This window comes from Cupriavidus sp. 05N38, assembly GCF_056397345.1.
Map to the genome: position 1 here is coordinate 74515 of NZ_JBFTNF010000009.1, position 12469 is coordinate 86983.

Sequence of the window (12469 nt, forward strand, 5' to 3'; positions counted from 1 at the left end):
GCGCCGCAACCTGCCATTTGCGCAGGCTGCAAGGCGCGCATCTCAGTTCTTCGCGTTGGCCAGCTGGCGATTGCGGTCCTGCAGCGTCTTGATCACGCCGTCCACGCCCTGCTGGCCGACGATGGTGTTGAAGCTGCCCTTGTAGGCCTCGGTCAGCCAGGCACCCAGCACATTGATGTCATAGACCTTCCAGCCCTGCGGCGTCTTCTCGAGGCGGTAGTCCAGCTGGATCGGCTCGCCCTTGTTGATGACCTGGGTGCGGATGGTGGCGTCGGTGTCGTCCGCCGTGCCGCGGTACGGGCGGAACTGCACCTGTTGGTCCCGGATCTGCGCGATCGCGCCCGAGTAGGTACGGATCAGCAGGGTCTTGAATTCGTCAGTGATCTGCTTTTGCTGCTCCGGCGAGGCCTTGGACCAGTTGCGGCCCATGGCGATCTGCGTCGTCCTCTGGAAATCCGCGTTGGGCAGGATCTTTTGTTCAACCAGCGCGGAGATCTTGCCGATATTGCCGGCCTGCATGTCCTTGTCCGTCTTGACAGTCGCCATCACGTCGTTGACCACGGCCTTGACGAGGCCATCGGGTGTGCTGGCATCCTGCGTCTGGGCATGGGCAGCCCCGGCAAAGGCAGCTACGGCGAGAAAAGGCAGCAACAGTCGCTTGATCATCATCTTCGTCCTTCCTTATCAAATCAAACGCAAGAATCGCCGCGGCGCGGCAACCTGCGCAATCCGGCTTCAAGTGCCGGTAGTGGCCCTGCCCCGGTTGGAGCGAGGCGGGCCGGGGGAGTTCGTGACACCAGAGCTTCCGGCGCCACATTCAAACAATTTGTTGCAGCGCTCACAGCCGCGTCACGTCGTCACGCGCCGGCGAGCGGGTAGCGGCTCAGCGGCCGAAGCGGATGCCCCCCGGCATCTGCACGGGCGGCGTAGGCAACGACTGATTTTCCTGCTGGGAGTCGGCCGGTGGCGCCGAAGGCTCGCCCTCCTCTTCGCTTTGCGGAGGATTGCCGTCGTAGATCTGGTACTCGCGGCGCTGCAGGTAAGCGTCGCGCAGGAAAGTGTACTTGTCGAGCGCGGCCTCTTCGATCAGGTTGGATGCGCCCAGCAGCGAAGCGCGCGTGCTGACGATGCGCACCCCGGTCAGCGTATTGCGCGCCCACACCGGATCCAGATAGGCCAGCGGGTCCATCTGGCGGTCCACCAGCATGCCGACGGTATCGCGCACCGTGCTCGGCCCGAACAGCGGCAGCACCAGGTATGGGCCGGAAGGCACGCCCCACACGCCGAGGGTCTGGCCGAAATCTTCCTTGTATTTCGGCAGGCCGGCCGGCGTGGCGATGTCGATCAGGCCGCCGAGGCCCAGCACGCTGTTGATCGCCACGCGCATGGTGTCTTCCGCGGCGCGCGCGGGCTTGCCCTGCAGCAGGTTGTTGACGGCGGAGTAGACGTCGCTGACGTTGGAGAACGCGTTGTCGATGGCGGTGCGCACCGGCGACGGGATGAAGTCGGCGTAGAGCTGGCCGACCGGCTTGAGCACGCCCTTGTCAAAGTCTTCGTTGATGCGCGAGACCTCGCGGTTGAAGGGCTCGATAGGGTCCTTCGGGTTCGCTGTCGGGCCCGTCGCGCACCCCGCCATCAACAAGGCGGCCGCAGCCGCCGTCAACCACTTCTGTCCCCCGCGCCACCACGCAGGGACACCTTTGCCACTCATTTCAACCCCCCTGCGGGGGCGCTGGCCGCACTCCCGCCCGCGTTGTTGCCACCGGCACCTGCGTCCGCGGCCTTGTTATACAGGAACTGCCCGATCAGGTTTTCCAGCACCACGGCAGACTGCGTCATGGTGATGCGCGCGCCCTCGGCCAGCATGGCCGTGTCGCCGCCCGCCTCGAGGCCGATGTACTGCTCGCCCAGCAAGCCCGAGGTGAGGATCTTGGCCGAGGTGTCCTTGGGAAACTGGTAGCGCTTTTCCAGGTTCATCAACACGGTGGCCTGGTAGGTCTTGTCGTCGAAGCGGATGTCCACCACACGGCCCACCACCACCCCGGCGCTCTTGACCGGCGCGCGCGGCTTGAGGCCGCCGATGTTGTCGAAGCGCGCCTGCACGGCGTAAGTGTCCTGGAACGACAGCGAGCTCATATTGCCGGCCTTCAGCGCCAGGAACAGCAGCGCGACAAAGCCCGCCACCACAAACAGACCAACCCAGAAATCGAGGGTATTTCTTTTCATCTCTCGTCTCTTCTTCAAGTACAGCGCCCTCGGCAATGGCCGTGGCGGCTCAGCTGAACATCAGCGCGGTCAGCAGGAAATCCAGTGCCAGCACGGCCAGCGAGGCAATCACCACGGTACGCGTGGTGGCGCGCGACACGCCTTCCGGCGTGGGCTTGGCCTCGTAGCCCTGGTACAACGCTATAAACGTCACCGCGATGCCAAAAATGAAGCTCTTGATCACACCATTGAGCACATCGGCACGCACATCCACGCCGCCCTGCATCTGCGACCAGAACGCGCCGGCATCCACGCCGATCATCTGCACGCCGACCACATAGCCGCCCAGGATGCCCACCGCGCTGAAAATCGCGGCCAGTACCGGCATGGCCACCACGCCGGCCCAGAAGCGCGGCGCGATGACGCGCTGGAGCGGATTCACCGCCATCATCTCCATCGCGGTGAGTTGTTCGCCGGCCTTCATCAAGCCGATTTCGGCAGTCAGCGAAGTGCCGGCGCGCCCGGCGAACAGCAACGCGGTCACCACCGGCCCCAGTTCGCGCACCAGCGACAACGCCACCAGCAGCCCGAGCGCCTGCTCGGAGCCGTAGCGGTTGAGCGTGTAGTAGCCCTGCAAACCCAGTACGAAACCGACAAACAGCCCCGATACGGCAATGATCACCAGCGACAGGTTGCCGACGAAAAAGATCTGGTCGCTCACCAGGCGAAAGCGCCGCAGCAGCGCCGGCGACATGGCCAGCACCGTGAAGAACATGCGCGTGGCGTGGCCCAGCCCGCCCACGGACTTCCGCACGGCGGCGCCGATATTCGTGAAGAATCCCATCATCGGGCGGCCCCGCTGGTGAAGTCATCGGCCAGCGAAGGCCCGGGATAGTGGAACGGCACCGGGCCGTCGGCCTCGGCATGGACGAACTGGTGCACGAAGGGATCGGTCGAGGCGCGCAGCGCGTCCGGCTCGCCTTCGGCGGCGATGCGGCCGTTGGCGATGAAATAGACGTAGTCCGCGATCTGGAAGGTCTCGTTGACGTCGTGCGAGACGATGATGCTGGTGGCGCCGAGCGCGTCGTTCAGGCTGCGGATCAGGCGTGCCGTCAGGCCCAGCGAGATCGGGTCGAGCCCGGCGAAGGGCTCGTCGTACATCAACAGGGCGGGATCGAGCGCGATCGCTCGCGCCAGCGCCACCCGGCGCGCCATGCCGCCGGAGATCTCGGAGGGCATCAGGTCGCGCGCGCCGCGCAGGCCGACCGCGTTGAGCTTCATGAGCACAAGGTCGCGGATCATCGACTCGGGCAGGTCGGTATGTTCGCGCAAAGGGAAGGCAACGTTGTCGAATACCGTCAGATCGGTGAACAACGCGCCGAACTGAAACAGCATGCCCATCTGGCGGCGCACCGCGTACAGGCCGTTGCGGTCAAGCGCGGGGATATTGGCACCGTTGAAGAGGATTTCACCCTTCTGGGGCCGCACCTGGCCGCCGATCAGGCGCATCACGGTGGTCTTGCCGCAGCCGGAGCCGCCCATCACGGCCACTACCTTGCCGCGCGGGAAGCGCATGCTGAGGCCCGACAGAATAGGCGTGCCGCCCGCCGCATAGGCGAAGTCGACAGCGTTGATCTCGACGAGGTTTGAGGCGGATTCGGTCACGTTTGCACCGTTTTGGCAGTCCGCCATTATAAGGGCTACTACCTAGCACTGCCCGGGCCGGTGTGGCGCAATCCACATCCATTGACCGCAAATAATTGTTTCATCACTTTTTGCGGTTAAAGCAATGTTCGAGACACTTTCGACGGGACGATCTAGGGCTCCGTCGGTCCGCCCGCCTGCCGCAGGATCACCTGCCACTGGATCGACTCCGAACGGATGGCGGTGGCAAACGCTTCCGGCGAATCCCGCAACGGGGTCAGCCCCGCCGCCAGCAGGCGGTCCCGGACCTCGCGCTCGGCCATCACGGCGTCCAGTTCGTCGGCGAGTCGCGCGACGATGGCGTGCGGCGTCTTGGCCGGCGCCATCACGCCGAACCAGGCCCCGGCGCCATAGCCATCGAGGCCGGACTCCTGCAACGTGGGCACGGCCGGCGCCAGTTGCGAGCGCGCCATGCCCGTCACGCCCAGCAGGCGCAGGTTGCCATTCCGGATATGGGCTTGCACGGCGGCAAAAGAGCAGAAACAGGCACTGACGCGGCCAGCCAGCATTTCCTGCACCACCGCGCCCTCCCCCTTGGCCGTCACCAGCGGCACGCCGTTCGGCACGCCGTGCACGGCGTATTCCGCGTACAGGTGGGAAGGGCTGCCGGCCTGCCCGGAGCCGTAGCTATAGGACGCGGGGCTGGCCTTGACCGCGCTCAGCCACTGCTGCGCCGTGCGCATCGGCAGGCGCGCGTCGATCACCAGGAACAACGGCATGGTGGCCACCCGCGCGACCGGGGTGAAATCGCGCACCACATCGTAGGGCACCGGCTCCAGGCCCGGCTGGATCAGCATGGTGGCCTGGTGGAACAACAATGTATGGCCATCGGAACTGGCCTTGGCGACCAGGTCGCCGGCCGTGGTGCCGCCAGCGCCGGGCCGGTTGTCGACATCGACCGGCACGCCCAGGCGCACCGACAGCCGCTCGGCCAGCATGCGCGCCACGGCGTCCGGCACGCCGCCCGCCGGGAACGGCACGACCAGGCGCACCGGGCGCACGGGAAAGGAGATCGGTCGGGTGAAGGCAGCGGGCGTGGCGGACGGCGGCGGGACTGCCGGCCGCGCCAGGCAGAGGCCGGCGGCGCCGGACAACAGCCCGCCCAGGCAAAGCGCCAGGACGCGCGCGGCGAAGCGCTGCAGGGCCGGCACGCGCCGCGCCGGCAAAGAGGGCACAGCGGCCCCGGCGCGCAAGCTGTGCCGGAGGTGCTGCAGACAGGCCGGCCATGCGGCGGGGTGAAGCAACTTCGCCTTACCTCGCCAAAGCCGCGGAAAAATGCGCACTTCGGACATCAATTCCTCCGAGCCACGGGCGTTGCCGGTGACATATGGGTCGGCTGAAAAGGGGATGAGCGAGGCAGTCTTTGTTCTAATTGTTCGGTTCATTCTACGAACAATGCCCTGGGCCGCACAGACCACGTTAACCATAGCCGGGACAACCCTGTGCGCGTCCCGCGGACCCGCGCCGTCAGCGGGAATCCGGGCAGGGACGCCGTCTATAATCGCCCGCCATGAACGAAATGATCCTGCGGCCGATGAGGGCCGCCGACCTGCCCGCGGTGCTGGAAATCCAGGCGCTGTGCTATCGCGGCGCGTTGCACGAATCCCGCGCGGCACTGGCCAGCCGGCTGGCACTGTCGCCGGCCACGTGCTGGGTGGCGGCGTCAGCGGACCGGCAGGAAGCGCCGGCCGCCTACCTGTTGACGCATGCGTGGCCGCAGGACAGCCTGCCGCCGCTGGACGGCATGCTGGCAAGGCACTGGGAAGACGGCGGACTGACCTGGTTCGTGCACGACATGGCGGTGGCGCCGGCGGGCCAGGGACACGGCCTGGCGCAGCGGCTCTACCAGGCGGCACGCGCTGCGGCGCTCGATGCCGGACTGCGCTCTTCGCGGCTGGTGGCCGTGCAATCGGCCGCTGCCTGGTGGGCGCGACTCGGCTACCGGCAACTGGCACCGGCGAGCGCCGCGCTGTCCGCCAAACTGGCCGCCTATGGCGACGACGCGGTATTGATGGGCTGCACGCTGCCGCCCCGCTGACCGCCGGGCCGGCCCAGCACATAAAAAACCCGCCCGGCTTGCGCGGGGCGGGTTGTTGCCGGCTGCCAGCCGGCGCGTCAGAGCCTTCGCGGACTCAGCGCGGCAGTTCGGAGTGTCCCATCAGGAACGCATCCACCGAGCGCGCAGCCTGGCGGCCTTCGCGGATGGCCCACACCACCAGCGACTGGCCACGGCGCACGTCGCCGGCGGCGAACACCTTCGCCACGTTGGTGTGGTAGGCGCGCTCGCCTTCGGTCGAAGCGCGGGCGTTCTTGCGTGCGTCGGTGTCCACGCCGAAGGCGGAGAGCAGCGAACCCACCGGGTTGGTGAAGCCCATCGCCAGCAGGACGAGGTCGGCCTTGAGGATGAACTCGCTGCCGGGCACTTCCTGCATCTTGCCGTCCTTCCACTCGACGCGGCAGGCCTTCAGCGCGGTGATCTTGCCATTCTCGCCGACGAATTCCTTGGTCGCCACCGACCAGTCACGCTCGCACCCTTCGTCGTGCGACGACGAGGTGCGCAGCTTGATCGGCCAGTACGGCCACACCAGCGGCTTGTTCTCTTCTTCCGGCGGCTGCGGCAGCAGCTCGAACTGGATGATCGATTCGGCGCCGTGGCGGTTCGAGGTGCCGACGCAGTCCGAACCCGTATCGCCGCCGCCGATCACGATCACGTGCTTGCCGTCGGCGCGCATCGGGTTGGGCGCGTCACCGGCGACTTCCTTGTTCTGCGGGATCAGGAATTCGAGCGCGTAGTGGATGCCGTCCAGGTCGCGGCCCGGCACCGGCAGGTCGCGCGGCACTTCCGAGCCGCCGGCCAGCACGACAGCGTCGAACTGGTCCTGCAGCGCCTGCGCCGAAATGGTTTCACGCGCGTAGTTCAGGATGCCGGCCGGCAGTTCGCCGTCGGTCACCATCACGCCGGCGCGGAAGGTCACGCCTTCGGCCTGCATCTGCTCGATGCGGCGGTCGATCAGCGTCTTCTCCATCTTGAAGTCGGGGATGCCGTAGCGCAGCAGGCCGCCGATGCGGTCGTTCTTCTCGAACACGGTCACGTCGTGGCCGGCGCGCGCCAGTTGCTGGGCGGCAGCCATGCCGGCGGGGCCGGAGCCGACCACGGCCACGGTCTTGCCGGTCTTGTGCCTGGGCGCCTGCGGCGCGACCCAGCCTTCTTCCCAGGCCTTGTCGATGATCGCGTGCTCGATCGACTTGATGCCGACCGGCAGTTCGTTGATGCCCAGCGTGCAGGCCGCTTCGCACGGTGCCGGGCAGATGCGGCCGGTGAACTCGGGGAAGTTGTTGGTCTGGTGCAGCACTTCGATCGCCGACTTCCAGTCCTGGCGGTACACCAGGTCGTTGAAGTCAGGAATGATGTTGTTGACCGGGCAGCCGTTATTGCAGAACGGGATGCCGCAGTCCATGCAGCGCGCGCCCTGGATCTTCGCTTCGCTGTCGGACAGCGCGAAGACGAATTCCTTGTAGTGCTTCACGCGCTTGGTTACGGGCTCGTAACCTTCGTTCTGGCGCGGAAATTCGAGAAAGCCAGTCGCCTTACCCATGTTGCGTCCTTGGTCTTGCTGCGCGGCACCGGCGCATGCGCCGGCCCCGCTGTGAGGTCAGTATCTTGTGAGCCGGCGGCGCAGAGAGCGCCGCCGCCCATGCTTGGTCGGGCCCGCGGGCCCCGCCTGTCTAGCTCAGGCCGCGATGGCTTCGCGGTCGCTGTCGCGGGCTTCCTGTTCCTTCGCGTACATCTCGCCCAGGGCGCGCTTGTACTCGGTCGGGAAGACCTTCACGAACTTGCGGCGCGTCGTGGTCCAGTCGGCCAGCAGTTCCTTGGCGCGTTCCGAGCCGGTGAAGCGGAAGTGCTGCTCGATCAGGCCCTTGAGGATGGCCTCGTCGAGCTGGCGCTTGCCGCCGACCTTGTGCCAGGAAGCGGGCGACTGGCCCTTCTCCTGGTCCGCGGAGGCCAGCACGGCTTCGAGCGCGACCATCGAGGTGTTGCAGCGCTTGTCGAACAGGCCGTCCTCGTCGTAGACGTAGGCCACGCCGCCCGACATGCCGGCCGCGAAGTTGCGCCCGGTGCCGCCCAGTACCACCACGGTGCCGCCGGTCATGTATTCGCAGCCATGGTCGCCGGTGCCTTCCACCACGGCGGCGGCACCCGAGTTGCGCACCGCGAAGCGCTCGCCGGCCACGCCGTTGAAGAACGCTTCGCCGGCGATGGCGCCGTACAGCACCGTATTGCCCACGATGATGTTGCGGGTGGGGTCGCCGCGGAACTCGTGCGGAGCGCGCACGATCACGCGGCCGCCCGACAGGCCCTTGCCCACGTAGTCGTTGCCGTCGCCCACCAGGTCCAGCGTCACGCCGTGCGCGAGGAAGGCGCCGAAGGACTGGCCGGCGGTGCCTTGCAGCTGGATGTGGATGGTGTCGTCGGGCAGGCCTTCATGGCCGTACTGCTTGGCCACCACGCCCGACAGCATCGCGCCGACGGTACGGTTGACGTTCTTCACCGGCTGGATGAACGACACGCGCTCACCCTTGTCGATGGCCGGGCGCGCCTTGGCGATCAGCACGTGGTCCAGCGCCTTGCCGGCCTCGAGCGACAGGCCGTGGTCCTGGCTGTCGGTGTGGAAGCGCGGCAGCTCGGCGGGGAACGGCGCCTGGTAGAACACGCGGGCGAAGTCGAGGCCGCGTGCCTTCCAGTGTTCGATGCCGGGCTTGGTGTCGAGCAGGTCGGCGCGGCCGATCAGCTCGTCGAAGGTGCGGATGCCCAGTTGCGCCATGATCTCGCGGGCTTCTTCGGCGATGAAGAAGAAGAAGTTCACCACGTGCTCGGGCTTGCCCTGGAATTTCTTGCGCAGCGCCGGATCCTGCGTGGCCACGCCCACCGGGCAGGTGTTCAGGTGGCACTTGCGCATCATGATGCAGCCTTCGGCCACCAGCGGCGCGGTGGCGAAGCCGAACTCGTCGGCGCCCAGCAGCGCGCCGATCACCACGTCGCGGCCGGTCTTCATCTGGCCGTCGGCCTGCACGCGGATGCGGTTGCGCAGGCCATTGAGCATCAGGGTCTGCTGGGTTTCGGCCAGGCCGAGTTCCCACGGCGTGCCGGCATGCTTGATCGACGACAGCGGCGAGGCGCCGGTGCCGCCGTCATGACCGGCGATCACCACGTGGTCGGCCTTGGCCTTGGCCACGCCGGCAGCGACGGTGCCCACGCCCACTTCGGACACGAGCTTGACCGAGATGTCGGACGCCGGGTTGACGTTCTTCAGGTCGTGGATCAGCTGTGCCAGATCCTCGATCGAGTAGATGTCATGGTGCGGCGGCGGCGAGATCAGGCCGACGCCCGGCACCGAGTAACGCAGCTTGCCGATGTAGTCCGAGACCTTGTGGCCAGGCAGCTGGCCGCCTTCGCCGGGCTTGGCGCCCTGCGCCATCTTGATCTGGATCTGGTCGGCCGAAGCCAGGTATTCGGCGGTCACGCCGAAACGGCCCGAGGCGACCTGCTTGATCTTCGAGCGCAGCGAATCGCCCGCCTGCAGTTCCAGGTCGCGCACCACGGCTTCCGGTCCCAGCAGCGACTGCATCGTATCGCCCTGCTTGATGGGGATGCCGCGCAGTTCGTTGCGGTAGCGCTTCTCGTCCTCGCCGCCTTCGCCGGTGTTGGACTTGCCGCCGATGCGGTTCATCGCGACGGCCAGCGTGGCGTGGGCTTCGGTGGAGATCGAGCCCAGCGACATGGCGCCGGTGGCGAAGCGCTTGACGATTTCCTTGGCGGGTTCCACTTCCTCGAGCGGAATCGCGCGGGTCGGATCGACCTTGAACTCGAACAGGCCGCGCAGCGTCATGTGGCGACGGCTCTGGTCGTTGATGATGTTGGCGTATTCCTTGTACGTCTGGTACGCGCCGCGGCCGTCGTCGGCACGCACCGCGTGCTGCAGCTTGGCCACCGAATCCGGGGTCCACATATGCTCTTCGCCGCGGATGCGGTAGGCGTACTCGCCGCCGGTCTCGAGCATGGTGTCCAGCACCGGGTTGTCGCCGAAGGCGTCCTGGTGCAGGCGCAGCGCTTCCTCGGCCACTTCGAAGATGCCGATGCCTTCGACGTTCGACGCGGTGCCGTGGAAGTACTTCTGCACGAGTTCGCGCGACAGGCCGATGGCTTCGAAGATCTGCGCGCCGGTGTACGACATGTAGGTGGAGATGCCCATCTTGGACATCACCTTCTGCAGGCCCTTGCCGATCGCCTTGACGAAGTTCTTGACCGCCTTCTCGGGCGAGAGGTCGCCGGACAGGCCTTGCGCCATGTCGGCCAGCGTCTCCATCGCCAGGTACGGGTGCACGGCTTCGGCGCCGTAGCCGGCCAGCAGGGCGAAGTGATGCACTTCGCGCGCGGTGCCGGTTTCCACCACCAGGCCGGCCGAGGTGCGCAGGCCCTTCTCCACCAGGTGGTGGTGGATGGCCGAGGTCGCCAGCAGCGCGGGGATGGCCACGTGCTCCGCATCGACGCGGCGGTCCGACACGATCAGGATGTTGTAGCCCGAACGCACGGCATCCACGGCTTCCGCGCACAGCGAGGCCAGGCGGGCTTCGATGCCTTCCTTGCCCCATGCCTGCGGATAGCAGATGTTCAGTTCATACGTACGGAACTTGCCGCCGGTGTAGTGCTCGATGTTGCGGATCTTGGCGATGTCCTTGAAGTCCAGCACGGGCTGGGACACTTCGAGGCGCATCGGCGGGTTGATGTTGTTGAGTTCGAGCAGGTTCGGCTTCGGGCCGATGAACGACACCAGCGACATCACCATGTTCTCGCGGATCGGGTCGATCGGCGGGTTGGTGACCTGGGCGAACAGCTGCTTGAAGTAGTGGTACAGCGTCTTGTTCTTGGACGAGAGCACGGCCAGCGGGCTGTCGTTGCCCATCGAGCCGGTGGCTTCCTCGCCGGACAGCGCCATCGGCGCCATCAGGAACTTGACGTCTTCCTGCGTGTAGCCGAAGGCTTGCTGGCGGTCCAGCAGGCGCGCGTCGGGCTTCTTCTCGGCGGCCACGTCCTCGGGCTTGGCGTCGAGCTCGTCGAGCTTGATGCGCACGGCGTCGATCCAGCTCTTGTAGGGCTTGGCGTTGGCCAGGTTGTCCTTGAGCTCCTTGTCGTCGATGATGCGGCCCTGCTCCATGTCGATCAGGAACATCTTGCCCGGCTGCAGGCGCCATTTCTGCACGATGCGCGACTCGGGGAACGGCAGCACGCCGGCTTCCGAAGCCAGCACCACGACGTCGTCCTCGGTCACGTAGAAACGTGCCGGGCGCAGGCCGTTGCGGTCCAGCGTGGCGCCGATCTGGCGGYCGTCGGTGAAGCAGATCGCGGCGGGGCCGTCCCACGGCTCCATCATGGCGGCGTGGTATTCGTAGAACGCGCGGCGGTTGTCGTCCATCAGCGTGTGCTGTTCCCAGGCTTCCGGGATCATCATCATCATCGCGTGGACGAGCGGGTAGCCCGCCATCGTCAGCAGTTCGAGGCAGTTGTCGAACGAAGCGGTGTCCGACTGGCCGGGATAGATCAGCGGCCACAGCTTGGGCAGGTCGTCGCCCAGCACCGGCGACGAGATCGCGCCGGTTCGCGCGTTGACCCAGTTGACGTTGCCCTTGACCGTGTTGATTTCGCCGTTGTGGGCGACCATGCGGTAGGGGTGGGCCAGTTCCCAGGCCGGGAAGGTGTTGGTGGAGAAGCGCTGGTGCACCAGGGCCAGGGCCGAGACGGCGCGCGGGTCCTGCAGGTCGAGGTAGTACTCGCCGACCTGGTTGGCCAGCAGCAGGCCCTTGTACACCACCGTGCGCGCCGACATCGACGGCACGAAGTATTCCTTGCCGTGCTTGAGCTTGAGCGCCTGGATGGCGTGGCTGGCGGTCTTGCGGATCACGTAGAGCTTACGTTCCAGCGCGTCCGTGGTCATGATGTCGCGGCCGCGCCCGATGAAGATCTGGCGGATCACCGGTTCCGTGGTGCGCACGGTCGGCGACATCGGCATATTGCAATCCACCGGCACATCGCGCCAGCCGAGCACGACCTGGCCTTCCAGGCGCACGGTGCGCTCGAGCTCCTGCTCGCAGGCCAGGCGCGAAGCGTGTTCCTTCGGCAGGAAGATCATGCCCACGCCGTACTCGCCCGACGGCGGCAGGGTCACGCCCTGCTTGGCCATCTCTTCGCGGTAGAACTGGTCGGGGACCTGGATCAGGATGCCGGCACCGTCGCCCATCAGCGCATCGGCGCCGACCGCGCCGCGGTGGTCCAGGTTTTCCAGGATCTTCAGGCCTTGCTGGACAATCTCGTGGCTCTTCTTGCCCTTGATATGGGCGACCATGCCGACGCCGCATGCGTCTTTTTCATTGGCGGGGTCGTACATGCCCTGGGCTTGCGGAAGCGAGGTGGGCGCGTGCGCGGCGACGGCAGACTCTGCGGCCTGCGCCATCGTTTGCTTCGGTTGGGATTGCGATTGGTCCACTGGCTTGATTCCGGTGAGGG

Annotated in this window: 9 protein-coding genes; 1 reads left to right on the plus strand and 8 read right to left on the minus strand. The window is 66.6% G+C overall.

Annotation, left to right across the window (positions count from 1 at the left end):
* Positions 1 to 42: 42 nt before the first annotated feature.
* From AC1DK4_RS08885 to AC1DK4_RS08910, 6 genes are all read right to left on the minus strand, one after another.
* Positions 43 to 666 (minus strand): MlaC/ttg2D family ABC transporter substrate-binding protein, encoded by a 624-nt coding sequence (locus AC1DK4_RS08885; protein ID WP_441618172.1) that lies wholly within the window; start codon positions 664 to 666, stop codon positions 43 to 45.
* A gap of 217 nt (positions 667 to 883) precedes the next feature.
* Positions 884 to 1711: an MlaA family lipoprotein gene (locus AC1DK4_RS08890; protein WP_441618023.1), complete on the minus strand. Its 828-nt coding sequence runs from the start codon at positions 1709 to 1711 to the stop codon at positions 884 to 886.
* Positions 1708 to 2226, minus strand: a complete 519-nt coding sequence (mlaD, locus tag AC1DK4_RS08895) for an outer membrane lipid asymmetry maintenance protein MlaD (RefSeq protein WP_441618021.1) — start codon at positions 2224 to 2226, stop codon at positions 1708 to 1710. Before mlaD ends, AC1DK4_RS08890 begins: the two co-directional genes overlap by 4 nt.
* Before the next feature lie 49 nt (positions 2227 to 2275).
* Complete coding sequence (gene mlaE, locus AC1DK4_RS08900) at positions 2276 to 3052, minus strand: lipid asymmetry maintenance ABC transporter permease subunit MlaE (protein WP_441618019.1); 777 nt, start codon at positions 3050 to 3052, stop codon at positions 2276 to 2278.
* Positions 3049 to 3870, minus strand: coding sequence for an ABC transporter ATP-binding protein (locus tag AC1DK4_RS08905; RefSeq protein ID WP_441618017.1), 822 nt, complete (start codon positions 3868 to 3870; stop codon positions 3049 to 3051). Before AC1DK4_RS08905 ends, mlaE begins: the two co-directional genes overlap by 4 nt.
* Before the next feature lie 152 nt (positions 3871 to 4022).
* On the minus strand, positions 4023 to 5060 hold the full coding sequence (locus AC1DK4_RS08910) for a Bug family tripartite tricarboxylate transporter substrate binding protein (RefSeq protein WP_441618015.1): 1038 nt from the start codon (positions 5058 to 5060) through the stop codon (positions 4023 to 4025).
* A 359-nt stretch (positions 5061 to 5419) separates the two neighbouring features.
* On the opposite strand from AC1DK4_RS08910, the gene AC1DK4_RS08915 reads away from it, so the two are divergent.
* Positions 5420 to 5947 (plus strand): GNAT family N-acetyltransferase, encoded by a 528-nt coding sequence (locus AC1DK4_RS08915; protein ID WP_441618013.1) that lies wholly within the window; start codon positions 5420 to 5422, stop codon positions 5945 to 5947.
* A 94-nt stretch (positions 5948 to 6041) separates the two neighbouring features.
* Here the strand turns inward: AC1DK4_RS08915 and AC1DK4_RS08920 are convergent, their stop codons facing one another.
* Positions 6042 to 7505, minus strand: a complete 1464-nt coding sequence (locus tag AC1DK4_RS08920) for a glutamate synthase subunit beta (protein ID WP_441618011.1) — start codon at positions 7503 to 7505, stop codon at positions 6042 to 6044.
* Between the two features lie 135 nt (positions 7506 to 7640).
* Positions 7641 to 12416 (minus strand): glutamate synthase-related protein, encoded by a 4776-nt coding sequence (locus tag AC1DK4_RS08925; protein ID WP_477131479.1) that lies wholly within the window; start codon positions 12414 to 12416, stop codon positions 7641 to 7643.
* Between the last annotated feature and the right edge of the window lie 53 nt (positions 12417 to 12469).